Genomic DNA, 26,066 nt, shown 5'->3' on the forward strand with positions numbered 1-26,066 from the left:
ACTCACTCATAACGTAGCGCCTCTGCAGGCTGGGTGCGGGCCGCACGCCAGGCCGGGTACAGGGTGGCGAAGAAACTCAGGACCAGCGCCGCGGCGCAGACCATGTACACGTCATTGGCCATGATCTGCGACGGCAGGTAATCGATGAAATAGACGTCGGCGTTGAGGAACTTGTGCCCGATCAGCGTCTCAATGCCGGCAATCGCCGCGCTCACGTTGAGCGCTGCCAGGATGCCGACCACGGCGCCGATCAAGGTGCCGATCACCCCGATCACCGTACCCTGCACCATGAAGATGGCCATGATCTGCCCAGGCGTGGCGCCAAGGGTGCGCAAGATCGCGATGTCGCCGCGCTTGTCGTTGACCACCATTACCAGGGTGGAAATGATGTTGAATGCCGCCACCGCCACGATCAGCAGCAACAGCAGGCCGATCATGGCCTTCTCCATGCGGATCGCCTGGTACAGGTTGCCATGGGTGCGAGTCCAGTCACGGCTGTAGAACTCCTGGTCACCCAAGTGCTGGGCGATGTCCCAGGCCACGCGCGGTGCCTGGAACAGGTCGTCGAACTTCAGGCGCAGGCCCTGCACCTGGTTCGGCTTCCAGCGGTGCAGGCGGGACAGGTCGTTGATGTTGGTCAGGCCCAGGTAACCGTCGATCTCGCCGGCGCCCACGTGGAAGGTACCGACCACGGTGAAGCGCTTCATGCGCGGGAACATGCCGGCCGGGGTCACACTGACCTCGGGGGCGACGAAGGTCAGCTTGTCGCCGATGGCGACACCCAGCTTGGCCGCAGCCTTGTCGCCGATCATGATGCCCCACTCGCCCGGCGCCAGCTGGTCGAGACGGCCTTGCTGGACGAAGTTGTCAATGATCGACACCTCGCGTTCGCGCGCCGGGTCGATGCCATTGAGCAGCACCTTCTGCACCTTGCCGTCATGGGTCAGCAGGCCCTGCATCTGGGTGAAGGGCGCAACCGCCACCACCTGCGGATTCTGCTTTACTTGTTGGGCAAGCGCAGGCCAGTCGTCAAGCGGCTGGCCGCTCTCGAGCGTGGCATGGGGAATCATGCCCAGCACGCGGGTACGCATCTCGTGGTCGAAGCCGTTCATGACCGAGAGCACCACGATCATCACTACCACGCCCAGGGCGAGGCCGATCATCGAGGTCAGGGAAATGAACGAGACGAAGTGATTGCGACGTTTGGCACGGGTATAACGCGTGCCGATAAATGCGAAAAGAGGTCTGAACATGTCGGGGCTTGTTCGGATGAAAGGGAACGTCCTTGTGGCGAGGCGCTTACGGCGGCTTTACACTCGGACCACCGCCGCTACCATGGGTTCGCCATGACGACATTAGACGAAGAAGATCGCCGCGAATACTACCGCATCGAAGATCAGATCGCACTTCAAATCAGCCCCTTGAGTGCGGCCGAAGCCCTTGAGCCAGAAGTGTTGCAGGATGATTCACCGCTGTTCAACCTGCTTAGCGAGCTGCACCTGTCCGACTTCGAAGCCCAGCACCTGCTGCGCCAGTTGAGTGACAAGGACCGCACCCTCGCGGCGTTTCTGCGGGCGCAGAGCAAACGCCTCGACCTGCTCAGCGCCGTGGTCGCGCAGACCCTCATCGGCGAAATCGGCCAGCCGCAGGCAGTGGTCATCTCCGAAGGCGGCATCGAGTCCAGCCAGGCCCAGCCCATCACCCCTGGCACCCGGGTCAAGGTGAAGATGGTGCTGATGCCCCGCGCCCACGGCCTGCTGCTGCGCGGCAAGGTCAGCCACTGCGACCCGCGCCCGGACGGCAGCTTCGAGCTCGGCACCGAATTCATCGACATGACCGACGCCCAGCGCCAACTGCTGGCCCGTTACATCCTGCAGCGCCAGCAACAGCAACGGCGCCAGCAACTGGAACAGAACGACCCTGCTTCCTGAGCCTTTCCCTTTGAATTGAAGGAACGAACGTGACCCTGATCTACGGCCATCGCGGCGCCAAGGGCGAAGCCCCCGAAAACACCCTGAACAGCTTCCGCCAATGCCTGTCCCACGGCGTCAATCGCTGCGAGCTGGACCTGCACCTGTCGGCCGACAACGAACTGATGGTGATCCACGACCCGACCCTCAAACGCACCACCGGCCGTCGCGGCAAGGTGGTCGAGCAGCCGGCGGCCGACCTCACCAAGATCGACGCGCGCAAGGGCGGCCCGGGCTGGGTGCAGCCCTGCCCCATCCCGAAACTGGAAGAACTGTTCGAAAAATGCGCTTTCGAGCATTGGCAGCTGGAGGTCAAGAGCGCCTCGCGCACCCGCGCCGCCAGCACGGTGCTGGCGATTCGTGAACTGGCCCAGCAATACGGCCTGCTGGACAAAGTCACCATCACCTCGAGCTCACGCGAAGTGCTGGGTGCTGCCCTGGAGCTGGTGCCGGACGTGGCGCGCGGGCTGGTGGCCGAATACGCCTGGCTCGACCCACTGAAGGTCGCGCAGAACTACGGCTGCGAGCTGCTGGCATTGAACTGGACACTGTGCACCCCCGAGCGCTTGCTCAAGGCACAGGGCCAGGGGTTGCACGTGTCGGTGTGGACAGTCAACGAACCGGCACTGATGCGCCGGCTCGCTGATTTTGGCGTGGACAGCCTGATTACAGACTTTCCCGGTTTGGCCAAGACCACCCTCGGGTAGGGCTGAAATCGGTCTCCCCGACCGGCTCAGGCCACCGGCCGGAGCCGCTTAAAAAAGCCGGTTCAGGCCGTCGTAGGCAGCTACCCGATAAGCTTCGGCCATGGTCGGGTAGTTGAAGGTGGTGTTGACGAAGTACTTCAGGTTATTCAGCTCACCCGGCTGGTTCATGATGGCCTGGCCGATGTGGACGATTTCCGAAGCCTGGTAGCCGAAGCAGTGCACGCCGAGGATCTCCAGGGTTTCACGGTGGAACAGAATCTTCAGCATGCCCTGCGGCTCGCCAGCGATCTGCGCACGCGCCATGCCTTTGAAGAAGGCCTTGCCCACTTCGTACGGCACCTTGGCCTGGGTCAGCTCTTGCTCGTTCTTGCCGATCGAGCTGATCTCCGGAATGGTGTAGATGCCGGTCGGCACGTCATTGACGAAGCGCCAGCTGCCATTGTCGACGATGCTGCCGGCAGCCGAACGGCCCTGGTCGTGGGCGGCACTGGCCAGGCTCGGCCAGCCGATCACATCACCGGCGCCGTAGATGTTCGGCACGGTCGTGCGGTAGGCCTCGTCGACCTCGATCTGGCCACGGCTGTTGACCTTGATGCCGATGTTTTCCAGGCCCAGCTTGTCGGTGTTGCCGGTACGGCCGTTGCACCACAGCAAGGCGTCGGCCTTGATCTTCTTGCCCGACTTCAGGTGCAGGACCACACCATTGTCCAGGCCTTCGACCCGCTCGTACTCCTCGTTATGGCGTACGGTGATGTTGTTGTTGCTGAAGTGGTAGCTCAACGCCTGGGAAATTTCCGAATCCAGGAAGCTCAGCAACTGGCCACGGTTATCGACCAGCTCGACCAGCACGCCCAAGCCGCTGAAGATCGAGGCGTACTCGCAGCCGATCACGCCGGCGCCGTAGACGATCAGTTTGCGCGGGGTGTGGCTGAGGCTGAGGATGGTGTCGCTGTCGTAGACGCGTGGGTGATGGAAGTCGATGTCGGCCGGGCGATAAGGGCGCGAGCCGGTGGCGATGATGATGTGCTTGGCGTTTAGTTTTTCCACCACACCGTTGGGGCAGACCACTTCGACGGTCTGCTCGTCGGCGAAGCTGCCGGTGCCGAAGAACAGGTCGACACGGTTGCGCGCGTAGTAGCCGGTGCGCGAGGCGACCTGCTTGGAAATGACCTTCTCGGCGCTCTTGAGCACGTCCGGGAAGGAGAACCAGCGGGGCTCGCCGATGGCACGGAACATCGGGTTGGTGTTGAACTGCATGATCTGCCGCACCGAGTGACGCAGTGCCTTGGACGGGATGGTGCCCAAGTGGGTGCAGTTGCCGCCGACCTGGCGACGGCTGTCGACCATCGCCACCTTGCGCCCTGCTTTGGCGGCGTTCATTGCCGCGCCTTCTCCGGCCGGGCCGGAACCCAGCACCACTACGTCGTAGTTGTAGACAGCCATGCGTACTCCTTCAGAACTGGCCCGCGAGTCACGGTGGCTCGCGGGGCGCGATCATGTCGCCGGGGCGCCATGAGAAAATTCGGTTGCAGTCTAATCAAGCGTGAACGCCGCGCACATTAACCCTTGGTCGCGTCGTAGGCCAATTTTGCCTGCACTACATGTGGTTCACCGATTCCCTGGCGATCATCCATCCTTGCGCTTTCACTCGCCTTTCATTGCCCGCTCGAACGCAGGGGTGGTTCGGGAGACGAAGCCACCCTCGGCCCGAGTCACCAGCACAGCGGCAAGGTCATGGCTGATGGCGAAATCCCAGCCGCGCTCCGGCCCGAGGATCAGCAGCAGGGTCGAGTAGCCATCGGCCTGCAGCGCCGAGGCATCGAGCACGGTGACGGCGGCCAGGTCGTGCGCGACCGGGCGCCCGAGGCGGGCATCGAAGGTGTGCGAATAGCGCCGGCCATTCTCCTCGAAATAATGGCGATAGTCACCCGAGGTCGATACCGAAAGGCCATCCACCGGGATGACCTGGCGGGCGATCTGGCGGTCTTCACGGGGCAGCTCCAGGGCGATGCGCCAGGCGCTGCCATCAGGCTTGCGGCCAACGGCCTTGAGCTCGCCAGTGGCTTCGGCGATGAAGCTGGTAATACCCATGGCGCGCAGGCGCTCGGCGATCAGGTCGACGGCGTGGCCGGCGGCGATGCTGTTGAAATCCAGCTCGACGGGGGCGTCCTTGCACAGCGCCTGGCCTTCGATGCGCAGGTGCTGGTAGCCCACGCGAAGGCGCACCTGGGCCAGGGCCTGCGGGTCGGGCACCTGTTCGTGACGGGCCTGGGGGCCGAAGCCCCAGAGGTCGAGCAAGGGCTCGACAGTGAGGTCGAAGGCGCCGGCACTTTGCACAGCCAGGTGCTGGCCGAAACGGACCAGGTCGAGCATGTCGCGCGGCAGCGCCAGGCACTGGTTGGCCGCAAGCTGGTTGAACTGGCTGACGGTGGAATCGCTGCGATAGGTCGAGTAGTGCAGGTCGATCTCCTGCAGGATTGCCTCGACTGCCGCCTGCACCTGGGCCGGGGGCGGGCCTGCGGGCTCGCGCACGTACTGGATGCTGTAGCTGCTGCCCATGGTAGGGCCGCCCAGGCGCTCCAGGGTCGGGCCTTGGTTGCAGGCGGTGAGGAGCATCAATGCCAGGAGAAGAACTGTACGCACATTCGCTTACTCGACTATCCGGGCCGGCCTCTTCGCGGGGCAAGCCCGCTCCCACAGAAAAACCCTCAACCTTGAGGATGTCACTCATCCTGTAGGAGCGGGCTTGCCCCGCGAAGAGGCAGCCCGGACAACACAATAGTCAGGACAAAAAAACGGGAACCCGAAGGTTCCCGTTTTTTCATTGCCTTACAAGCGAATCAGCGCGGAAACGCTGGCGGGTTCACACCGGCCATGTCTTCCATCACGCGAACCACCTGGCAGCTGTAACCGAATTCGTTGTCGTACCAGACGTACAGCACAACGCGGTTGTCGTTGCAGATGGTGGCTTCGGCATCAACCACACCGGCGTGGCGCGAACCGACGAAGTCGGTGGAAACCACTTCCTGCGAGCTGACGTAGTCGATCTGCTTGTGCAGGTCCGAGTGCATGGCCGTCTGGCGCAGGTACTCGTTGATCTCTTCGCGGGTGGTGGCCTTTTCCAGGTTCAGGTTCAGGATGGCCATCGAGACGTTCGGCGTCGGCACGCGAATGGCGTTGCCGGTCAGCTTGCCTTTGAGCACTGGCAGCGCCTTGGCGGCAGCAGTGGCGGCACCGGTCTCGGTGATGACCATGTTCAGCGGCGCGGCGCGGCCACGGCGGCTGCCCTTGTGGAAGTTGTCGATCAGGTTCTGGTCGTTGGTGAACGAGTGAACGGTTTCGACGTGACCATTGATGATGCCGTACTGGTCGTTGACAGCCTTCAGCACCGGCACGATGGCGTTGGTGGTGCAGGAGGCGGCCGAGATGATCTTGTCATCAGCAGCGATTTCGCCGTGGTTGATGCCGTGCACGATGTTCTTCAGCGCGCCCTTGCCAGGTGCGGTGAGGATCACGCGGGCAGCGCCCGGGCAGGCCAGGTGCTGGCCCAGGCCGTCGGCATCACGCCATACGCCGGTGTTGTCGACGATCAGCGCGTTGTCGATACCGTACTGGGTGTAGTCGACTTCGCTCGGGCTCTTGGCGTAGATAACCTGGATCAGGTTGCCGTTGGCGGTGATGGTGTTGTTGGCTTCGTCGATGGTGATGGTGCCATCGAACGGGCCGTGCACCGAGTCACGGCGCAGCAGGCTGGCACGCTTGACCAGGTCGTTCTCGGCGCCTTTGCGCACGACGATGGCACGCAGACGCAGGCCGTCGCCACCACCGGTCTTCTCGATCAGGATGCGCGCCAGCAGGCGGCCGATACGGCCGAAACCGTACAGCACGACGTCGGTGCCTTTACGCGCCGAAGCGTTCTGCTGGCCAACCACGTCGGCCAGTTCTTCACGCACGAACTGCTCGGCGCTGCGGCCGTTGCCTTCTAGCTTGAACTTGTTGGCCAGCTTGCCCAGGTCGACCGAAGCGGCGCCCAGTTTCAGCTCGCTCATGGCCTTGAGCAGGGGGAACGTCTCGTGGACAGACAGTTCGGTCTCGTCGGCCTGACGATGACGCGCAAAGCGGTGTGCTTTGAGGATCGAGATAACCGAACGGTTGATCAGGCTGCGGCCATAAATCGAGCTCACCACGTTGTTGTTGCGGTAGAGCTGACCGATAAGCGGGATCATCGCTTCAGCCAACGCTTCACGATCAATCCACTCACCAAGACACTGGTCGGGCTTCTGAGTCACGGGAACCTTCCACATGTAGGGACAGAAAAAAGGGGCTACATTATGACGCCCCAACGCGGAACGGGCAATGAGCGCCTGTCGCGGCAGCCAGAGCCAGTGTTCATGGCCTTTGGAGCCTGACAGCGGGCACCGGCACCGGTACAATCGGTCTCTTTGCCGCAACGCTTGGAGTGCAATCTCCCGTGTCAGTTCTGCGCCTACCGCAACTGTCGGCCACGGCCGGCAAACAAACCTGGGGCAACCTGCCCGGTGCCGCCCTCAGCCTTGCCATTGCCGAAGCCGCCAGCAGCGCTGGCCGCTTTACCCTGCTGCTGACGGCAGACAGCCAGGCCGCCGACCGTCTGGAACAGGAGCTGCGCTTCTTTGCCCCAGACCTGCCGGTGCTGCCCTTCCCCGATTGGGAAACCCTGCCCTACGACCTGTTCTCGCCACACCAGGACATCATCTCCCAGCGTATTGCCAGCCTGTACCGGCTGCCGGAGCTGAGCCACGGCATCCTGGTGGTGCCGATCACCACCGCCCTGCATCGCCTCGCGCCGACCCGCTTCCTGCTGGGCAGCAGCCTGGTGCTGGACATCGGCCAGACCATCGACGTCGAGCAGATGCGCACGCGCCTCGAAGCCAGCGGCTACCGCTGCGTCGACACGGTGTACGAGCATGGCGAGTTCGCCGTGCGCGGCGCCCTCATCGACCTGTACCCCATGGGCAGCAAATTGCCCTACCGCATCGACCTGTTCGATGACGAGATCGAAACGCTGCGCACCTTCGACCCCGAGACCCAGCGCTCGATCGACAAGGTCGACTCGGTGCGCCTGCTGCCGGCGCGCGAGTTCCCGATGCAGAAAGAGGAAGTGACCCGCTTCAAGGCCCGCTTCCGGGAGCGCTTCGACGTCGACTTCCGGCGCAGCGCGATCTTCCAGGACCTGGCCAGCGGCATCATCCCGGCCGGCATCGAGTACTACTTGCCGCTGTTCTTCGAAGAAACCTCGACCCTGTTCGACTACCTGCCCAGCGATACCCAGGTGTTTTCCCTGCCCGGTGTCGAGCAGGCGGCCGAGCACTTCTGGAACGACGTGCGCGGGCGCTACGAAGACCGCCGTGGCGACCTGAGCCGGCCATTGCTGCCGCCTGCCGAACTGTTCCTGCCGGTCGAAGACTGTTTCGCCCAGCTCAAGCAATGGCCGCGGGTGGTGGTCAGCGCCGAAGACGTCGACCCTGGCGTCGGCCGTGAGCGCTTCCCGGCACGCGCCCTGCCGGACCTTGCCATCGAGGCCAAGGCCAATCAGCCGCTGGCCGCGCTGGCCGGGTTCCTCGACCAGTTCCCCGGGCGGGTACTGTTCACCGCAGAATCGGCGGGCCGTCGCGAAGTACTGCTGGAACTGCTCGAGCGCCTCAAGCTACGCCCACACACCGTCGAAGGCTGGACCGACTTCATCACCGGCTCCGAGCGCCTGGCGATCACCGTCGCGCCGCTTGACGAGGGCCTGGTGCTGGACGACCCGGCCATCGCCCTGGTGGCCGAGAGCCCGTTGTTCGGCCAGCGCGTGATGCAGCGCCGGCGCCGCGACAAACGTGGCGAAGCCGCCAACGATGCCGTGATCAAGAACCTCACCGAGCTGCGCGAAGGCGCGCCGGTGGTGCACATCGACCATGGCGTGGGCCGCTACCTGGGCCTGGCGACCCTGGAGATCGACGGCCAAGCCGCTGAGTTCCTCACCCTGGAATACGCCGAGAACGCCAAGCTTTACGTGCCGGTGGCCAACCTGCACCTGATTGCCCGTTACACCGGCAGCGACGACGCCTTGGCGCCGCTGCACCGGCTCGGCTCCGAGGCCTGGCAGAAGGCCAAGCGCAAGGCCGCCGAACAGGTGCGCGATGTCGCTGCCGAACTGCTCGACATCTACGCCCGCCGCGCCGCCCGCAAAGGCTATGCCTTCGCCGACCCGGCCGCCGACTACGCCACCTTCAGTGCCGGCTTCCCCTTCGAGGAAACCCCCGACCAGCAAAACGCCATCGAAGCCGTGCGCGCCGACATGCTCGCGGCCAAGCCGATGGACCGCCTGGTGTGTGGCGACGTGGGCTTCGGCAAGACCGAAGTGGCCATGCGTGCGGCCTTCATCGCCGTGCACAGCGGCCGCCAGGTGGCGGTACTGGTGCCTACTACCCTGCTCGCCCAACAGCACTACAACAGCTTCCGCGACCGCTTCGCCGACTGGCCGGTAACCGTCGAAGTGATGAGCCGCTTCAAGTCGGCCAAGGAAGTGGCCAGCGCTGCGGCAGACCTTGCCGAGGGCAAGATCGACATCCTCATCGGCACCCACAAGCTGCTGCAGGACGATGTCCGCTTCAAGGACCTGGGCCTGGTGGTGATCGACGAAGAGCACCGCTTTGGCGTACGCCAGAAGGAACAGCTCAAGGCGCTGCGCAGCGAGGTGGACATCCTCACCCTGACCGCCACGCCGATTCCACGCACCCTGAACATGGCCGTGGCCGGCATGCGCGATCTGTCGATTATCGCCACGCCGCCGGCGCGACGCCTGTCGGTGCGCACCTTCGTCATGGAGCACAACAACAGCACGGTCAAAGAAGCACTGCTGCGTGAACTGCTGCGCGGCGGCCAGGTGTATTACCTGCACAACGATGTGAAAACCATCGAAAAATGCGCCGCAGACCTCGCCGAACTGGTGCCGGAAGCACGCATCGGCATCGGCCACGGGCAGATGCGCGAGCGCGAGCTGGAACAGGTGATGAGCGACTTCTACCACAAGCGCTTCAACGTGCTGATCGCCTCGACCATCATCGAGACCGGCATCGACGTGCCCAGCGCCAACACCATCGTCATCGAGCGTGCCGACAAGTTCGGCCTGGCCCAGCTGCACCAGTTGCGCGGCCGGGTCGGGCGCAGCCACCACCAGGCCTACGCCTACCTGCTGACCCCGGCACGGCAGAAGGTCAGCAGCGACGCCGAGAAACGCCTGGAAGCCATCGCCAATACCCAGGACCTGGGGGCCGGTTTTGTTCTGGCCACCAACGACCTGGAAATCCGCGGCGCCGGCGAACTGCTTGGCGAAGGCCAGAGCGGGCAGATCCAGGCCGTGGGCTTCACCCTCTACATGGAAATGCTCGAACGCGCCGTCAAGGCGATCCGCAAGGGCAACCAGCCGAACCTGGAGCAACCGCTCGGTGGCGGCCCAGAGATCAACCTGCGCCTGCCAGCGCTGATCCCCGAAGACTACCTGCCCGATGTGCATGCACGGCTGATCCTCTACAAGCGCATCGCCTCGGCGGCCGACGAAGAGGGCCTCAAGGACCTGCAGGTCGAGATGATCGACCGCTTCGGCCTGCTGCCCGAGCCGACCAAGAACCTGATGCGCCTGACCTCACTCAAACTGCAGGCGGAAAAGCTCGGCATCAAGAAAGTCGATGCCGGCCCCAACGGCGGCAAACTCGAGTTCGAGGCCGAAACACCGGTCGACCCGCTGACCTTGATCAAGCTGATCCAGGGCCAGCCCAAACGCTACAAATTCGAAGGCGCCACCCAGTTCCGCTTCCTGGTCCCGATGGAGCGCCCCGACGAACGTTTCAACACCCTTGAGGCGCTGTTCGAGCGCCTGACCCCACAGCCTGCCTAAGGAAGATCCATGCGTGCCATCCGTTGCCTGACCCTGCTGCTGGCGCTGTTCGCGCCAACAGCCTTCGCCGAAGGGGTGTATCAGGTAGAAATGATCCTGGTGCGGCAAAACAGCGTGCCCGCCTTCACCAGCCCGTTCGCGCCCGAAAACTGGCGCGCCGACGGCAACCCCCTGGACAAGGCGGCCGAGCGCCCGCTGGGCCTGGAGGACGAGGTCACCCGCCTGCAGGCCACCGCCGACTACACCGTGCTCATGCACAAGGCCTGGCAGCAGCAGGCCGGCAGCGAGCCCAGCCGCATCGCCCTGAGCGAGGGTGAAGAGCAGTTCGGCCACTTCCCCATCGAAGGCAACCTGAGCATCGCCGAAGGCCGCTTCATTGCCGTGCAGGCCAACTTCTGGGTCAACCAGCTCGACAGCAACGGTAGCGTGCTGCGCAGCGAGCAATTCAAGCAGAGCAACAGCAACGTCAAGGCCGGCCAGCTGACCTTCCTCGACGGCGGGCACCTGGCGGTGCTGCTGAAGGTGACCCCGGCCGGGATGCGCAAACTGCCGGCGCTTGACCCGGAGATGATGGAGCAGTGATGTGAGCGAGAGCGATGCGCAGTTCTTCGTCCGCGAGCATGACGGGTGGACGTTCACGTTTGACCGCAAAACCCTGCAGCGCGGCCTGGATTATGCCGAGGATGGCAGGAGCAAGATCGTATCGATCCTCGACCTGACCATCCGCGCTCAATGTGCGGGTTCCGGCGGCCGCGAATACCACCAACGCATCGAACTGGACATGACCGAGGACGGCCTTGAATGCGAGGGAACGTGCTCGTGCCCGGTCGGTGACAATTGCAAACACTGCGCGGCGGCGCTCTATGTGCTGGAACGTGGCCCGGACTTTATCGAAGGCGCGCCAGACCAGCCCCTTGCTGCCACGCAGTCAGCGCAGCAATCCCTTGAACTGCCCCCCGAACTCGCGCACTGGGTGGAGGCGCTGGAACTACCAGCAGCACCCACTGCGGAGCCTGCCAAGCGAAAAGGCCCCGCACTCTACTACGTGGTGAGCAACAACCATGGCCAATGCATGCTCAGCGTTTTCAAAGGCACCCGGCAGGCCGATGGCACCTTGAAGCTGGGCCGCCCCAGTTCGATGCCCGAGCTCATCTACTACACGCCCAAATACGTGACCGATGAGGACTTGCGCGCACTCCGGCTGATCGATGCCCTCGGCAAGGATTACAGCCTGCCGATTGCGCGACTGGAAGGCAAAAAGGGCGCCGAACTCTATGAGTATGCGCTGGCCACCGGCCGCTTGCTGTACGACGAACAACAGGCTCCACTGGCCCAAGGCCCGGACCTGCCTGCCGAATTTCGCTGGGTGCGACTGGACAACGGTAGCTATCGCGGCGCCTGGCACCATGATGAACATGCCCACCGGTTGGCACTGCCGCTCGACCCACTCTATTACGTGGACACCCAGAACGGGCAGACCGGCAAGCTGCTGCATGACCTTGACCCGTTCATTGCCAGTCAGTTGGCGAGTGCACCCACGGTTCCCGAGCACCTGATCATTCCGTTGAGCCATCGCTTGAATGCGCTGAACCGGCAGGTGCCGACCCCCACAACCGTGCGCAGCGAACAGATCGATGACATCCAGCCGCGCCCTCACCTGACCTTGGGCAGCCTCGAATTCAGCGCCTACATGCCCAAGACCGGCCGCATGCAGCGCCAGATGCAGCACCGCGCCGCGCTGTCGTTCGACTACGATGGCCTGCGCACCAGTGGCAACGACGACAAGCCACTGACCCGCCTGGTCGACGCCACCAGCCAGCGCATTCGCCGCCAGCCCAAAGCCGAGCAGGCACTGCGCAAAGCCTTGCGCGACCTGGGCTTCAAGGCCGCCACCCGGCAGAGCAAAGCCCTGCCCGACAGCGCCGGTGAGATGCACCAGTTGCCGGATGACGAGGCCTGGCTGCACTTTGCCCGCAACGACTTGGCACGCCTGCGTGAAGACGGCTGGGTGATCGATATCCACCGTGATTTTGCCTTCAACCTGCAAGAGGTGGACGACTGGTACGCCAACATCGACGAAGCCCCCGGCCATGAATGGTTCGACCTGGAGCTGGGCATCGTGGTCGATGGCCAGCGCCACAGCCTGCTGCCGATCGTGCTGCAGTTGCTGCGCAGCAACCCGGAGCTGCTGCGCGCCACCGAACTGGCCCGGCGCAGCGATGACGAACACCTGCTGATCGACCTCAACCGCGGCCGCCTCGACAGCCCTGCGTTGCGCGTCGCCCTGCCCTACGGCCGCATCAAGGCCGTCATGGGCACCCTTGGCGAACTGTACCTGCATGAACACGCCGCAGGCCCCTCGCTGCGCCTGGACCGTGCAGATGCCGCGCGCCTGAACGAACTCGATCACCTGCCGTTGCACTGGGAAGGTGGTGCGCATGTGCGCGATTTGGGCAAGCGCCTGCGCGATGCGCGCGACCTGCAGGTCGCGCCGCCCACGCAGCTGAACGCCACCCTGCGCCCCTATCAGCAACAAGGCCTGAACTGGTTGCAGGCCCTGCGCGAAATGGGTACCGGCGGCATCCTCGGCGATGACATGGGCCTGGGCAAGACCCTGCAGGCCCTGGCGCACCTGCTGCTGGAAAAACAGTCCGGGCGCCTGACCGCCCCGGCCCTGGCTGTGATGCCGACCAGCCTGGTACCGAACTGGCTCGACGAAGCCCAACGCTTCGCCCCCGACCTGCGCGTGCTGGCGTTACACGGCCCGGGGCGCAGCAAGCATTTTGCCGCGCTGCACGACTACGACCTGGTCCTGACCACCTACGCCCTGGTACCCCGCGACCTCGAACACCTGCGCGCGCAGCCTTGGCACCTGCTGGTGCTCGACGAGGCGCAAAACATCAAAAGCAGCACCAGCAAGGCGGCCCTCGCCGTCTGCGAATTGCAGGCCGAACAACGCCTGTGCCTGACCGGCACGCCCATGGAAAACAACCTCGGCGAGTTGTGGTCGATCTTCCACTTCCTGATGCCTGGCTGGCTGGGCGGCCTCAAGCACTTCAACCAGGCCTACCGGACCCCGATCGAACGCCATGGCGATACCGAGCGCCTGGCCCACCTGGCCAGCCGCATCCGCCCGTTCCTGCTGCGCCGAACCAAGGAGCAGGTAGCCACCGAGCTGCCTGCCAAGACCGAAATGGTCCACTGGGTCGAGCTCAGCGATGCCCAGCGCGACACCTACGAAGCCGTGCGCGTAGCCATGGACAAGAAGGTCCGCGACGAGATCGCCCGCAATGGCGCCTCGCGTAGCCAGATCATCATCCTCGACGCCCTGCTCAAATTGCGCCAGGTGTGCTGCGACCTGCGCCTGGTGAAGGGCGTTGAAACCAAGGGCAACCAGGCCGACAAGGGCAAGCTCGGGGCGCTTCTGGAAATGCTCGAAGAGCTGCTCAGTGAAGGCCGCCGGGTATTGTTGTTCTCCCAGTTCACCTCGATGCTGGCACTGATCGAGCAGGAACTGCAGAAGCGCAAAGTCCGTTACAGCCTGCTGACCGGCGACACCCGTGACCGCCGCACACCGGTGCAGGCATTCCAGCAGGGGGACAGCGAGGTGTTTCTGATCAGCCTCAAGGCAGGTGGCACCGGGCTGAACCTGACGGCTGCAGACACGGTGATCCACTTCGACCCTTGGTGGAACCCGGCAAGCGAGAACCAGGCCACCGACCGCGCTTACCGCATTGGCCAGGACAAGCCGGTGTTCGTATTCAAACTGATCACCCGCGGCACCGTGGAAGAGAAAATCCAGTTGTTGCAACAGGAGAAGGCGGCACTGGCCGCGAGCCTGCTCGATGGTGGGCAGGCAGGGCAGTGGCGGCTGGGGGATGAGGAGATCGAAGCGCTGTTCGCGCCGCTGCCTGGCAAGCGCGGGCGCTGAGCTTACGGCGTCCGCTTGGGGTTTACGGCGCCTTCAGAATCGAGCGCCGCGCGGGCGGCGCTCGATCTCCAATACACCTCAAGCCTCAAGACATGCGCCTCTTGGCCAAACTCAGTCGATCAACTGCGCCTCTTTCAAGGCCCCCAACGCCTCCAGCCAACGCGGCTGCTGGCGATAATCGGTACGCGCAAAGCCCTGCCCCTGCATCCGCGCAATGCGCGGCGAAGGCTTGACCTTGAGCCGCTGCGCCGCACTCAATGCCAGCTCCGCCGCCGCCCGGTCATTGCACACCAGGCCCATGTCGCAACCGGCGCTCAAGGCCGCCTCGATCCGGTTGGCGGCATCCCCGACCACGTGCGCACCGGCCATGGACAGGTCGTCACTGAAGATCACCCCGTCAAAGCCCAACTCGCCCCGCAGGATGTCCTGCAACCAACGCCGCGAGAAGCCCGCCGGCTGGTTGTCGACCTGCGGATAGATCACGTGCGCCGGCATTACCGCCGCCAGTTGCCCGCTGAGCCGGGTGAACGGCACCAGGTCCGCCTGGCGCAACTGCTCAAGGCTGCGCTCGTCAGTGGGGATGGCCACATGGGAATCGGCCTCGGCCCAACCATGCCCCGGGAAATGCTTGCCACAGGCCGCCATGCCCGCAGCGTTCATGCCACGGATAAAGGCCGCCGCCAACTGCGTGGCACGCTGCGGGTTACCTTCGAAGGCGCGGCTGCCGACCACGGCGCTGCGCTGGTGATCCAGGTCCAGCACCGGCGCAAAGCTCAGGTCCAGGCCTACAGCCAACACCTCGGTGGCCATCAACCAGCCGCATTGTTCCGCCAGGTACTCGGCGTTGTCGTTGTCGGCCAGCGCACGCATGGCCGGCAGGCGCACGAAACCTTGGCGCAGCCGCTGTACCCGACCACCCTCCTGGTCGACCGCCAGGATCAACTCAGGGCGAATCGCGCGGATCGACGCACACAGTTCGCGCACCTGGCGCGGGCTGTCGATGTTGCGGGCAAAAATGATCAAGCCGGCCACTTCAGGCTGGCGCAGCAGGTGACGGTCTTCGGCGGTCAGCCATTTACCGGCGATGTCCACCATCAGGGAGCCTTGCAGGCTGACGGTCATGGGAAATCCTTCATTGAAGACTTAAAGAAGCCCACTGGGGGCAAGCCGCCTGTTCGATGCGCACGCGGCAATGGGCCGGCACCCGGTCGAACAGGGCAAGCAAATCGGTGTTGTGCAGGCGAATGCAGCCATGGGACAGCGGCACGCCCAAAGGTTCGCTCAGCGGGGTGCCATGCAGGTAGATATAGCGCCGGAACGTGTCGACCGCACCCAGGCGGTTGACGCCCGGCTCGCAGCCACTGAGCCAAAGTATGCGGGTGAGCACCCAGTCACGCCCGGGGAACTGCGCCTGCAGCTCGGGCGACCAGACTTCGCCGGTCCAACGCCGCCCGCGCAACACTGCGTTCAGCGGCAGGCCCGCGCCAATTTTTGCCCGCACCTGATGCAGCCCGCGCGGGGTGCAGCCCGAACCGTTGCGCTCGCCAGCGCCGTTGCGCGCCGTAGAAACCACCATGCGCACGCACAGCCGCCCCTGGGTGAACCCATAGAGGCACTGGTCGGCAAGGGATATGTGCAAAAAATCGAGATCGGGCATGGGCGCTAGCTTAGCCGAAGCGCCCTGCCCCGCCCAGCCTTCAGGCCTTGGCGGTGGTGGCGCTGGTGCTGGTCTTGCTGCGTGGGCGCAGCTGGGCCGCTGCCATCGCTTCGTCGGTAACCCCGCTGTCGGCGCGCATGCCCGCAGCCAGGAATGGCACCATCAGGCGCATGACCTGTTCGATCGAGGTATTGATGCCGAAATCGGTCTCGGCGATGGCACGCAGGGCCTTGATGCCGGACATGCTGAACGCGGCGGCGCCGAGCATGAAATGCACGCGCCAGAACAGCTCCAGCGGCGGCACCCGTGGTGCAGCCTCGTTGACCAGCAGCATGTAGCGGCGGAACACCTTGCCGTACATGTCTTCCAGGTAGCGGCGCAAGTGGCCCTGGCTCTGACTGAAAGCCAGCCCCAACAGGCGCATGAAGATGGACAGGTCGTTATTGCTGCGCGGCTGCACGGCCAGGGCCTGCTCGACGAGCATTTCCAACAGCTCTTCGAGGCTGGGCTTTTGCTCCGGGCGCGCCTGACGACGCTCCAGCTCACGCTCGAGGCTGGCACAGAACGGCCCAAGGAAGCGCGAGAACACCGCCTGGATCAGGGCCTTCTTGGAACCGAAGTGATAGTTGACCGCTGCCAGGTTCACCCCGGCCTTGCTGGTAATCAGCCGCAACGACGTTTCTGCAAACCCTCTTTCCGCGAACAACTGCTCGGCAGCATCGAGAATGCGTTCAACGGTTTCCGATTGGGCCATGATTATTCCGCCAGACAAACAGGTGTTTGAAACATACGTTTCAGCCCTGCTTCTGTCAAGGCTCGGTGACCGGGCGGTCGCCATTTAAAAGCGCCCCATTACACGCTGCAAGCGACAAGTTGGCCCGCGCGGCACTTTTTGTTGCTGCTTGGCGCTTGCAGCTCATCCAGTACTGTATATAATCCCAGTCACTGTATAAAAAGACAGAGCGCTCACCATGTTGAAACTGACGCCACGCCAAGCCGAAATTCTCGCGTTCATCAAACGTTGCCTTGAAGACAACGGTTTCCCTCCGACGCGCGCTGAAATCGCTCAGGAGCTGGGCTTCAAATCGCCCAACGCCGCCGAAGAGCACCTCAAGGCCCTTGCCCGCAAAGGCGCCATCGAGATGACCCCGGGCGCATCCCGCGGCATCCGTATCCCGGGCCTTGAAACCAAGGCCGAAGAGAACGGCCTGCCGATCATTGGCCGGGTCGCAGCCGGCGCACCGATCCTCGCCGAGCAGCACATCGAGCAATCTTGCAACATCAACCCGAGCTTCTTCCACCCTCACGCCGACTATCTGCTTCGCGTACACGGCATGAGCATGAAGGATGTCGGCATCTTCGACGGCGACCTGCTGGCAGTGCACACCTGCCGCGAAGCCCGCAATGGCCAGATCGTCGTCGCCCGCATCGGTGACGAGGTGACCGTCAAGCGCTTCAAGCGAGAAGGCACCAAGGTCTGGCTGCTTGCCGAAAACCCCGAATTCGCCCCCATCGAAGTCGACCTGAAAGAACAGGAACTGGTGATCGAGGGCTTGAGCGTCGGCGTCATACGCCGCTGATCCAGGAGGCGCCATGCAGCAGTTCATTCACGCACCCGAGCAAGCCCAGTTGCCACTGTTCGAAGCATTTCTAGCCCAGCCCATCCTGCCCGGCCTGAAAGCCAGTGAGCAGGCGCGCAAGATCAGCCAGCCCGATCTGTTCAGCGAGCTGTCGCTGCGCGGCGCTGCCGGGCACTGCCAGAGCCTGTTGGCCCCGGTGCTGCGCGAACTGAGCGAAGAGGACGATGCCCGCTGGTTGACCCTGATCGCCCCACCCGCAAGCCTGACCCAGGCCTGGTTGCGCGATGCCGGCCTCAACCGCGAACGCATCCTGCTGCTGCACCCTCGTGGCAATCAGAGCCCACTGCAACTCACTTGCGAAGCGCTGCGCCTGGGCCGCAGCCACACCGTGGTCAGCTGGCTTGGCAGCGTCAATGCCAGCGCGCGTCAACTGCTGCTTCGCTCAGCCAGTGCCGGAAACGCACAAAGCCTGAACATCCGCCTCGGCTGATGTTCAGGCTTTGCCTGTCACTCAGAAACCGCTGATACCCTGCACGCCGATCAATGCAGAACGCGAGGGCCTTCTTCGCGTTCGAGCTCGCCGTCCATCAGGCGACCTGCCATCTGCACGCCCACACTGAGCATGGCCTTGGCCACTTCCACATGCTGACCCTGCAGGAACACCTTGGCGTCTTCCGAGAAATCCAGGGTTACCAGAGAGCCCTCATCCTCCGCACGACGCAGTTCGATCCGGCCATCAGGCAACTCGACAATTTCCAGAAAAGACGTAGACATAAAAGGCTGTTCTCCACGAAAGGCCAGTATTGTACCAGCCGCAGCGGCTATCAGCACTCACTCAACGCGTCACGGAAACGTCTCACCAAGCTTTTGAGGTTGCTGCGCCAGCTTTCCAATTCTTCACGCGACAGCGCGGGTTGCTCGGGCTCATCGAGATTGACGGCCTGGATCAACGGCTGGGTGACATCGGTTTTAGGCGTTTTTTTCGCGACCGGTGGTCGGAACAGATCGGCATAAGCACTGAGCATTTGCGCCAGCCAGGTTTCCCGCTGGCGGGACAATTCCAGCAGCTCGGCCACCTCCGGGATAGCAATCTCATTAAAAGCATCGCCAGCCAGCAGCTGCTCGACATTAGCCCCTGCCGGCAAGCGGTAGAAACCGCCGATCTCATGGCACAGCCCCAGCAGAGCACCGTACAGGTGGAACAGTGCCGATTCGCGTTCGGCCTGGACCAGGCCCTGGGCGTTCATTGCCTGGCCCTGTTCGGCCTTGGCCATGGACTCGAGTGCGAGGCCTGCGAAGAACAGCTTCTGATTGGTGCGGGTGTAGAGTTCCTGGGCCATTTTAATGCCCTCCCCTGAGATGCAGAACGATTGCAGCCAGTTTCCGGCAAGCCCTGCCCGGCCGCAAGCTGAATGTCCCTGAAATGACTGGGGGCCGCAAAGCGGCCCCCAGTTCAACGCCAATCAGCGTTTGTCTTCAACCTTCCACGCATTACCGTCGTAGAACGCCTTCCAGCCGGTCGGCTTGCCATCGACCTCGGACTGCACATACTGCTCCTTGGTCTTGCGGCTGTAGCGAATTACCGCTGGACGCCCTTCCGGGTCTTTCTGCGGTGCATCGCAGAGGAAGTGGTACTTCGGATCGATCTCATGCTTGTGCGGGACGATCTCCAACACCAGTGGTGCACGTGTCTCGCGGTTTTTCGGGAACTGACTGGCCGCCAGGAACAACCCCGAAGCACCGTCACGCAACACGTAGGTGTCATCGACCTTCTCGCACTTGAGCTCCGGCATGTCCACCTTGTCCATCTTCGGTGGCGCCGCCTCACCGCTCTTGAGCAGCTTACGGGTGTTCTTGCACGCAGGGTTGGTGCAACCGAAGAACTTGCCGAAGCGGCCGGTCTTGAGCTGCATCTCGCTGCCACACTTGTCGCACTCCAGGCTCGGCCCTTCATAGCCCTTGATGCGGTAGCTACCCTCTTCGATCTCGTAGCCCACACAGTCCGGGTTGTTACCGCAGATGTGCAGCTTGTGCTTCTCGTCCAGCAGGTAAGCGTCCATCGCCGTGGCGCAGATCGGGCAGCGGTGCTTGCCCAAGAGAACACGGGATTCCGACTCGCCTTCATCGTCCGCTGCAATTTCGTCACCCGGCACCAGGTTGACGGTTGCCTTGCAACGCTCCTTGGGCGGCAGGGTGTAGCCCGAGCAGCCAAGGAACACGCCCGTCGAGGCGGTGCGAATCATCATTGGGCGACCACATTCCTTACAGGCAATGTTGGTCATGGTCGGCTGGTTGGCACGCATGCCGTTTTCGGCCGACTCGGCTGTCTGCAGTTTTTTGCTGAAGTCGCCGTAGAACTCGTCGAGCACGTTCTTCCAGTCACGCTCGCCCTGGGCCACGTCGTCGAGGTTTTCTTCCATGCCGGCGGTGAAGCCGTAGTCCATCAGGTTGGCGAAGCTCTCGGACAGGCGCTCGGTGACGATGTCGCCCATCTTCTCGGAGTAGAAGCGGCGGTTGTGCAGGGTCACATAGCCACGGTCCTGGATGGTCGAGATGATCGCGGCGTAGGTCGACGGGCGGCCGATGCCGCGCTTTTCCATTTCCTTGACCAGGCTCGCTTCGGTGAACCGCGCCGGTGGCTTGGTGAAGTGCTGGCTCGGGTCGATCTGGATCAGCTTGAGCGCTTCACCCTGGACCATCTCCGGCAGTACGTCGTCTTCGCCAGGCTTGCTCTGTTGCGGCAGCACACGGGTGTAACCGTCGAACTTGAGGATACGGCCCTTGGCACGCAGCTCGAAGTCGCCAGCGGCTACAGTGACGCTGGTGGACAGGTACTGCGCCGGCGGCATCTGGCAGGCCAGGAACTGGCGCCAGATCAACTCGTACAGGCGCTCTGCGTCGCGCTCCATGCCACTGAGCTTGGTCGGGTGGGTGTTGACGTCGGAAGGACGAATCGCTTCGTGCGCCTCCTGAGCCCCTTCCTTGCTGCTATACACCAGCGGGTTTTCCGGCAGGTACTGCTTGCCGAACTCGCGCTCGATGTAGCCACGCGCCATGTCCAGGGCATCAGCCGACAGGTTGGTCGAGTCGGTACGCATGTAAGTGATGTAGCCGGCTTCGTACAGACGCTGGGCCATCATCATGGTTTTCTTCACCCCGAAGCCCAGGCGGTTGCTCGCCGCCTGCTGCAAGGTGGAGGTAATGAACGGCGCCGACGGCTTGCTGCTGGTCGGGCGGTCTTCACGCTTGACCACGCTGTAGCTGGAAGCCTTGAGCTTCTCCAGTGCAGCCATGGTCTGTGCTTCATTCAGCGGCTTGAAAGCCTCGCCCTTCTCGCGCGCCACTTCGAAACGCACCTTGGCGTTCTTGGCGGTGCCGAGGTCGGCGTGGATCTCCCAGTACTCTTCGGGGATGAAGGCGCGGATCTCGCGTTCGCGCTCGACCACCAGCTTCACCGCTACCGACTGGACCCGGCCGGCCGACAAGCCACGGGCAATCTTGGCCCACAACAGCGGCGAAACCATGTAGCCCACCACGCGATCGAGGAAGCGTCGCGCCTGCTGGGCATTGACGCGGTCGATGTCCAGCTCGCCCGGTTGCGAGAAGGCCTCCTGGATGGCCTTCTTGGTAATTTCGTTGAACACCACGCGCTTGTAGCGGCTGTCGTCACCACCGATGGCTTCGCGCAGGTGCCATGCGATGGCCTCCCCTTCGCGGTCCAAGTCGGTTGCGAGATAGATGGTGTCGGCGTCCTTGGCCAGGCGGCGCAGTTCTTCGATCACCTTTTCCTTGCCAGGCAGGATCTCGTACTTGGCCTTCCAGCCGTGATCGGGGTCGACACCCATGCGCGCCACCAGTTGGCGGCGTGCCTTTTCTTTCGGCGAAAGGGCCGGCGCCTCACCCGCAGCCTTGCCACGCTTGGCGGCCGGCTCTTTGCTAGCGCTGGCCGAACCGCTGGTGGGGAGGTCTCGGATATGGCCGATACTCGACTTCACCACGTACTGGTTGCCCAGGTACTTGTTGATGGTCTTGGCCTTGGCCGGGGATTCCACAATGACCAGCGATTTGCCCATGGATCGGAGTATTCCTGAATCTGAAAGATGAAAAACGCGTCAGGTGCCAGACGCGGCACCGCTATATATAGTGGCAAAAGAGTGAGGTCAAGCGCGGTCGTTCACACGTGCGACTTGCCAAGCAACCCTGGCAGCCCCTCTTCGGCCTTGACCAAAGCAAAGCGTGGCACCTGCTCGCCGTCAACCTCGACGGACTCCTGGAACATCGAAAGGGGGCGTACCCAGAACCCGTAATCACCATACAGGCATTGGTAGAACACCATCCACTCTTCGCTCTCGGAGTGCTGCGCAACACTGAAGACACGGTACTCAGGCCCCTTGTAGTGCCGGTATACGCCTGGCTGTATCTGCATGCTACTCACCCTCTTGAACAAATCTTGTAAAAAACAAAAACCGGGGCACATGGCCCCGGCTGCTGTCCCGCAACGCGATCAGACGCGTTCGAAGACAGTGGTGATGCCCTGGCCGAGGCCGACGCACATGGTAGCGACCCCCAGAGTACCGCCATTCTGCTTCATGACGTTGAGCAGGGTGCCGGAAATCCGTGCCCCAGAGCAACCGAACGGGTGGCCCAAAGCAATGGCGCCGCCGTGCAGGTTAACCTTCTCATCCATCTTGTCGAGCACTTTCAAATCTTTGAGCACTGGCAGGGCCTGTGCAGCGAAGGCTTCGTTGAGCTCGATGAAGTCGATATCGGCCATGGTCAGGCCGGCGCGCTTGAGGGCTTTCTGGGTCGCCGGCACCGGGCCGTAGCCCATGATCGCCGGGTCGACACCGGCCACGGCCATCGAGCGAAGCACCGCCAATGGCTGGATACCCAGGTCCATGGCACGCTGGCCAGACATGACGATCATGCACGAAGCGCCGTCGGTAATCTGCGACGAAGTACCGGCGGTAACGGTGCCACCTTTGGGGTTGAACGCAGGCTTGAGCGACGCCAGCCCTTCGAGCGTGGTTTCCGGGCGAATGGTCTCGTCGAAATCGAAGACCTTCAGGAAGCCGTTCTCGTCATAGCCCTGCATCGGGATGATCTCGTCCTTGAACTTGCCTTCGACCGTCGCCTTGTGGGCGAGCTGGTGCGAACGCAGGCCGAACAGATCTTGCTGTTCGCGGCTGATGCCATGCATTTTGCCGAGCATCTCTGCCGTCAGGCCCATCATTCCGGAAGCCTTGGCGGCATGCAAGGACAGGTGCGGGTTGGGGTCGACGCCATGCATCATGCTGACGTGGCCCATGTGCTCGACACCCCCGACCACGAACACATCGCCATTGCCAGTCATGATTGCCTGGGCGGCGGTGTGCAACGCACTCATCGATGACCCGCACAGACGGCTGACGGTCTGCGCCGCCGACGTATGCGGGATCGGGGTCATCAGCGAGGCCATGCGGGCGACGTTCCAGCCCTGCTCCAGGGTCTGGTTGACGCAGCCCCAGATCACATCCTCGACCTCTTTAGGGTCGACCTTGCCGTTGCGTTCCAGCAGCTTGGTGATCAGGTGCGCGGACATGTCTTCGGCGCGCGTGTTGCGGTGCATGCCACCCTTGGAGCGGCCCATTGGTGTGCGACCGAAGTCGACAATCACCACGTCTCTTGGATTGAGGCTCATATCAAATCTCTCGCTCTACTCTTGCGTTGGCCGCTCAGTTGAAGAAACGCTGGCCGCTCTTGGCCATTTCGCGCAGCTTCGCGGTCGGGTGGTACAGCGGCCCCAGGTCGGCGTACTGATCGGCCAGGGCGACGAATTCGGCGACACCAATCGAGTCGATGTAGCGCAGCGCACCACCGCGGAACGGAGGGAAGCCGATGCCGTAGACCAGACCCATGTCAGCTTCGGCGGCGGTCTCGACAATGCCGTCTTCCAGGCAGCGCACGGTCTCCAGGCACAGCGGGACCATCATCCAGTTGATGATGTCGTCGTCGCTGACTTCACGTTGCTCGAACACGATCGGCTTGAGCACGTCGAGCACGGCGGCATCGAACACCTTCTTCGGCTTGCCGCGTTTGTCGGTCTCGTAGGCGTAGAAGCCTTTGCCGTTCTTCTGGCCCAGGCGGTTGGCCTCGTACAGGGCGTCTACCGCCGAGCGGCGCTCGTCTTTCATGCGGTCCGGGAAGCCCTCGGCCATGACGTCGCGGCCATGGTGGCCGGTGTCGATGCCGACCACGTCCATCAGGTATGCAGGGCCCATGGGCCAGCCGAAGCGCTCCATGACCTTGTCGATGCGCACGAAGTCGACCCCTGCACTGACCAGCTTGGCGAAGCCGCCGAAGTACGGGAACAGCACGCGGTTGACCAAAAAGCCCGGGCAGTCGTTGACCACGATCGGGTTCTTGCCCATCTTCTTGGCGTAGGCCACGGTGGTGGCAACCGCCACATCACTGGACTTCTCGCCACGAATCACTTCGACCAGCGGCATCATGTGCACCGGGTTGAAGAAGTGCATGCCGACGAAGTTCTCGGGGCGCTTGAGCGCCTGGGCCAGCAGGTTGATGGAGATGGTCGAGGTGTTGGACGCGAGGATGGCATCCTCTTTCACCTGGCCTTCGACTTCTGCCAGCACAGCTTGCTTGACCTTAGGGTTCTCGACCACGGCCTCGACGACGATATCGACGTTGGCGAAATCACCGTAGGACAGGGTCGGACGGATGGCATTGAGTGCTTCAGCCATCTTCGCCGGGGTCAGGCGGCCCTTCTCGACGCGATTGCCCAGCAGCTTGGAGGCTTCATTCAAGCCCAGCTGGATGGCGTCCTCGCGGATGTCCTTCATCAGAATCGGCGTGCCCTTGACCGCCGACTGGTAGGCGATACCGCCACCCATGATGCCGGCGCCGAGCACGGCAGCCTGCTTCACGTCATGGGCGATTTCGTCATGGGCCTTGGCCTTGCGCTTGAGCTCCTGGTCATTCAGGAACAGGCCGATCAGGCTCTCGGCAACCGAGGTCTTGGCCAGCTTGGCAAAGCCAGCGGCCTCGATTTCCAGGGCCTTGTCACGGCCGAAGTTGGCGGCTTTCTGAATGCTCTTGATCGCTTCGACCGGCGCTGGGTAGTTCGGCCCAGCCTGGCCGGCGACGAAGCCCTTGGCCGTCTCGAACGCCATCATCTGCTCGATGGCATTGAGCTTGAGTTTTTCCAGTTTCGGCTGGCGCTTGGCCTTGTAGTCCAGCTCGCCACTGATGGCGCGCTTGATCAGGTCAAGGGCACCAGCCTGCAGCAGCTCCGGGGCGACCACGGCATCGACGGCGCCTACTTTCAGGGCGTCTTCGGCGCGGTTTTCCTTGCCGGCCGCAATCCACTCGACAGCGTTGTCCGAGCCGATCAGGCGTGGCAGGCGCACAGTACCGCCAAAGCCTGGGTAGATACCCAGTTTGACTTCAGGCAGGCCAATCTTGGCGCTGCTGGACATGATCCGGTAGTCGGCCGCCAGGCACATTTCCAGGCCGCCGCCCAGGGCGATGCCGTTGATGGCGGCTACGGTCGGCACTTCGAGGTCTTCGAAGGCGTTGAAGATGCGGTTGGCTTCCAGGTTGCCAGCGACCAGTTCGGCCTCGGGCAGCTTGAAGTTGTCGACGAACTCGGTGATGTCGGCGCCGACGATGAACACGTCCTTGCCACTGCTGACGATTACGCCTTTGACCGAAGCGTCGGCCTTGATGGCATCGACGGCTTGGCGAAGCTCGTTCAGGGTCAGGCGGTTGAATTTGTTGACGGACTCACCCTTGAGGTCGAACTTGAGTTCGACGATGCCACTTTCAAGAGCCTTAACCGTGATGGCTTTACCTTCGTAAATCATCAACTGATCTCCACGATATGGAAGCTAACTGTACACGCCGGTCGCTGCTGCCCAGGCAGGCCATGTGGCCCTGCCCCAGGCACACCCGTCAGCGCGCTAGTCGGGACTATGAACGAGCCGTGTGACATACAAACGCTCAATTCATACGCCCGTTTGATTTGGGTGTGCACACATTCTCCGAAAAGATCAGCGTTGTCAAATGCTCACGCACAGAGCGAAAACACGACTTTCCGGTCATTTTGTAGCGTCTGGGTACAAAGCATGACGTCAGTGATCACGGGGCATTCATGTCAGCGATTGACCACGAGGAGGAGGGAGTGACCCTGCGAGGGGAAGATTTTTCCGGCATTTCACTGGCAGCCGACTACACTGCCAATGGCTTCAAGCATTCCCGGCCTGCCTGGCCTTTTCTGCGCAGCAGAACGCAAAGCGGCGACT

General features: G+C 63.0%; 20 protein-coding genes. 7 read left to right on the forward strand and 13 right to left on the reverse strand.

The window, feature by feature from the left end; translation table 11 throughout:
* Positions 1-2: 2 nt before the first annotated feature.
* Positions 3-1,253 carry a lipoprotein-releasing ABC transporter permease subunit gene (locus PC358_RS12885; RefSeq protein WP_033700392.1) on the reverse strand — a complete coding sequence of 417 codons (1,251 nt, stop codon included), beginning with the start codon at positions 1,251-1,253 and terminating at the stop codon, positions 3-5.
* A gap of 93 nt (positions 1,254-1,346) precedes the next feature.
* Between PC358_RS12885 and PC358_RS12890 the strand changes: the two genes are divergently transcribed.
* Together PC358_RS12890 and PC358_RS12895 are read left to right on the forward strand one after the other, a co-directional pair.
* On the forward strand, positions 1,347-1,931 hold the full coding sequence (locus tag PC358_RS12890) for a PilZ domain-containing protein (protein ID WP_033700393.1): 585 nt from the start codon (positions 1,347-1,349) through the stop codon (positions 1,929-1,931).
* A 29-nt stretch (positions 1,932-1,960) separates the two neighbouring features.
* Positions 1,961-2,677 (forward strand): glycerophosphodiester phosphodiesterase, encoded by a 717-nt coding sequence (locus PC358_RS12895; RefSeq protein WP_033700395.1) that lies wholly within the window; start codon positions 1,961-1,963, stop codon positions 2,675-2,677.
* A 48-nt stretch (positions 2,678-2,725) separates the two neighbouring features.
* On the opposite strand, the gene sthA is transcribed toward PC358_RS12895, so the two are convergent.
* The 3 genes from sthA to PC358_RS12910 form a co-directional block, all read right to left on the reverse strand.
* On the reverse strand, positions 2,726-4,120 hold the full coding sequence (sthA, locus tag PC358_RS12900) for a Si-specific NAD(P)(+) transhydrogenase (RefSeq protein WP_033700396.1): 1,395 nt from the start codon (positions 4,118-4,120) through the stop codon (positions 2,726-2,728).
* Positions 4,121-4,321: 201 nt separating this feature from the next.
* Entirely contained in the window at positions 4,322-5,320 is a 999-nt protein-coding gene (locus PC358_RS12905) for an FAD:protein FMN transferase (RefSeq protein ID WP_033700398.1), read from the reverse strand.
* Between the two features lie 197 nt (positions 5,321-5,517).
* Complete coding sequence (locus PC358_RS12910) at positions 5,518-6,981, reverse strand: glyceraldehyde-3-phosphate dehydrogenase (protein ID WP_033700399.1); 1,464 nt, start codon at positions 6,979-6,981, stop codon at positions 5,518-5,520.
* 167 nt (positions 6,982-7,148) lie between these two features.
* Between PC358_RS12910 and mfd the strand changes: the two genes are divergently transcribed.
* From mfd to PC358_RS27170, 3 genes are read left to right on the forward strand one after another with little or no spacing between them, the layout of a single operon-like run.
* Positions 7,149-10,598, forward strand: coding sequence for a transcription-repair coupling factor (mfd, locus tag PC358_RS12915; RefSeq protein ID WP_033700401.1), 3,450 nt, complete (start codon positions 7,149-7,151; stop codon positions 10,596-10,598).
* Positions 10,599-10,607: 9 nt separating this feature from the next.
* Positions 10,608-11,180, forward strand: coding sequence for a CsiV family protein (locus PC358_RS12920; protein WP_033700403.1), 573 nt, complete (start codon positions 10,608-10,610; stop codon positions 11,178-11,180).
* A 1-nt stretch (position 11,181) separates the two neighbouring features.
* Positions 11,182-14,529, forward strand: coding sequence for a DEAD/DEAH box helicase (locus PC358_RS27170; protein ID WP_077068557.1), 3,348 nt, complete (start codon positions 11,182-11,184; stop codon positions 14,527-14,529).
* A 111-nt stretch (positions 14,530-14,640) separates the two neighbouring features.
* On the opposite strand, the gene nagZ is transcribed toward PC358_RS27170, so the two are convergent.
* Genes nagZ through PC358_RS12940 form a run of 3 tightly spaced genes read right to left on the reverse strand, consistent with a single transcriptional unit; the run spans position 14,641 to position 16,940 of the window.
* A complete protein-coding gene (nagZ, locus tag PC358_RS12930; RefSeq protein ID WP_177326498.1) occupies positions 14,641-15,639 on the reverse strand; it encodes a beta-N-acetylhexosaminidase in 999 nt (332 codons plus the stop codon).
* Positions 15,640-15,661: 22 nt separating this feature from the next.
* Positions 15,662-16,186: a L,D-transpeptidase gene (locus PC358_RS12935; protein WP_033700407.1), complete on the reverse strand. Its 525-nt coding sequence runs from the start codon at positions 16,184-16,186 to the stop codon at positions 15,662-15,664.
* Positions 16,187-16,226: 40 nt separating this feature from the next.
* The gene (locus tag PC358_RS12940; RefSeq protein WP_033700410.1) at positions 16,227-16,940 is read right to left on the reverse strand and encodes a TetR/AcrR family transcriptional regulator; all 714 of its coding nucleotides are present in this window, start codon (positions 16,938-16,940) and stop codon (positions 16,227-16,229) included.
* Positions 16,941-17,157: 217 nt separating this feature from the next.
* On the opposite strand from PC358_RS12940, the gene lexA reads away from it, so the two are divergent.
* Positions 17,158-17,766, forward strand: coding sequence for a transcriptional repressor LexA (gene lexA / locus PC358_RS12945; RefSeq protein WP_033700412.1), 609 nt, complete (start codon positions 17,158-17,160; stop codon positions 17,764-17,766).
* 13 nt (positions 17,767-17,779) lie between these two features.
* Entirely contained in the window at positions 17,780-18,256 is a 477-nt protein-coding gene (gene sulA / locus PC358_RS12950) for an SOS-induced cell division inhibitor SulA (RefSeq protein WP_033700413.1), read from the forward strand.
* 50 nt (positions 18,257-18,306) lie between these two features.
* On the opposite strand, the gene PC358_RS12955 is transcribed toward sulA, so the two are convergent.
* From PC358_RS12955 to fadB, 6 genes are all read right to left on the reverse strand, one after another.
* Positions 18,307-18,540, reverse strand: a complete 234-nt coding sequence (locus tag PC358_RS12955; protein ID WP_028632474.1) for a hypothetical protein — start codon at positions 18,538-18,540, stop codon at positions 18,307-18,309.
* A 50-nt stretch (positions 18,541-18,590) separates the two neighbouring features.
* Entirely contained in the window at positions 18,591-19,106 is a 516-nt protein-coding gene (locus PC358_RS12960) for a DUF6586 family protein (protein ID WP_033700416.1), read from the reverse strand.
* 123 nt (positions 19,107-19,229) lie between these two features.
* Complete coding sequence (gene topA, locus PC358_RS12965) at positions 19,230-21,839, reverse strand: type I DNA topoisomerase (protein WP_033700418.1); 2,610 nt, start codon at positions 21,837-21,839, stop codon at positions 19,230-19,232.
* A gap of 101 nt (positions 21,840-21,940) precedes the next feature.
* Positions 21,941-22,192: a DUF1653 domain-containing protein gene (locus PC358_RS12970; RefSeq protein ID WP_033700421.1), complete on the reverse strand. Its 252-nt coding sequence runs from the start codon at positions 22,190-22,192 to the stop codon at positions 21,941-21,943.
* Positions 22,193-22,270: 78 nt separating this feature from the next.
* Positions 22,271-23,446, reverse strand: a complete 1,176-nt coding sequence (fadA, locus tag PC358_RS12975) for an acetyl-CoA C-acyltransferase FadA (RefSeq protein WP_033700424.1) — start codon at positions 23,444-23,446, stop codon at positions 22,271-22,273.
* Positions 23,447-23,480: 34 nt separating this feature from the next.
* On the reverse strand, positions 23,481-25,628 hold the full coding sequence (fadB, locus tag PC358_RS12980; protein ID WP_033700426.1) for a fatty acid oxidation complex subunit alpha FadB: 2,148 nt from the start codon (positions 25,626-25,628) through the stop codon (positions 23,481-23,483).
* Positions 25,629-26,066 lie beyond the last annotated feature (438 nt).

Source organism: Pseudomonas capeferrum (assembly GCF_000731675.1).
In the GTDB taxonomy this organism is placed as follows: Bacteria; Pseudomonadota; Gammaproteobacteria; order Pseudomonadales; family Pseudomonadaceae; genus Aquipseudomonas; species Aquipseudomonas capeferrum.

What these genes read in the sequence shown, in the direction of transcription:
- PC358_RS12885 (WP_033700392.1), bottom strand. Translation starts at nt 1,253, where the DNA reads ATGTTCAGACCTCTTTTCGCATTTATCGGCACGCGTTATACCCGTGCC.
- PC358_RS12890 (WP_033700393.1), top strand. Translation starts at nt 1,347, where the DNA reads ATGACGACATTAGACGAAGAAGATCGCCGCGAATACTACCGCATCGAA.
- sthA (WP_033700396.1), bottom strand. Translation starts at nt 4,120, where the DNA reads ATGGCTGTCTACAACTACGACGTAGTGGTGCTGGGTTCCGGCCCGGCC.
- PC358_RS12910 (WP_033700399.1), bottom strand. Translation starts at nt 6,981, where the DNA reads ATGTGGAAGGTTCCCGTGACTCAGAAGCCCGACCAGTGTCTTGGTGAG.
- PC358_RS12920 (WP_033700403.1), top strand. Translation starts at nt 10,608, where the DNA reads ATGCGTGCCATCCGTTGCCTGACCCTGCTGCTGGCGCTGTTCGCGCCA.
- PC358_RS12935 (WP_033700407.1), bottom strand. Translation starts at nt 16,186, where the DNA reads ATGCCCGATCTCGATTTTTTGCACATATCCCTTGCCGACCAGTGCCTC.
- PC358_RS12940 (WP_033700410.1), bottom strand. Translation starts at nt 16,940, where the DNA reads ATGGCCCAATCGGAAACCGTTGAACGCATTCTCGATGCTGCCGAGCAG.
- lexA (WP_033700412.1), top strand. Translation starts at nt 17,158, where the DNA reads ATGTTGAAACTGACGCCACGCCAAGCCGAAATTCTCGCGTTCATCAAA.
- sulA (WP_033700413.1), top strand. Translation starts at nt 17,780, where the DNA reads ATGCAGCAGTTCATTCACGCACCCGAGCAAGCCCAGTTGCCACTGTTC.
- PC358_RS12955 (WP_028632474.1), bottom strand. Translation starts at nt 18,540, where the DNA reads ATGTCTACGTCTTTTCTGGAAATTGTCGAGTTGCCTGATGGCCGGATC.
- PC358_RS12960 (WP_033700416.1), bottom strand. Translation starts at nt 19,106, where the DNA reads ATGGCCCAGGAACTCTACACCCGCACCAATCAGAAGCTGTTCTTCGCA.
- topA (WP_033700418.1), bottom strand. Translation starts at nt 21,839, where the DNA reads ATGGGCAAATCGCTGGTCATTGTGGAATCCCCGGCCAAGGCCAAGACC.
- PC358_RS12970 (WP_033700421.1), bottom strand. Translation starts at nt 22,192, where the DNA reads ATGCAGATACAGCCAGGCGTATACCGGCACTACAAGGGGCCTGAGTAC.
- fadA (WP_033700424.1), bottom strand. Translation starts at nt 23,446, where the DNA reads ATGAGCCTCAATCCAAGAGACGTGGTGATTGTCGACTTCGGTCGCACA.
- fadB (WP_033700426.1), bottom strand. Translation starts at nt 25,628, where the DNA reads ATGATTTACGAAGGTAAAGCCATCACGGTTAAGGCTCTTGAAAGTGGC.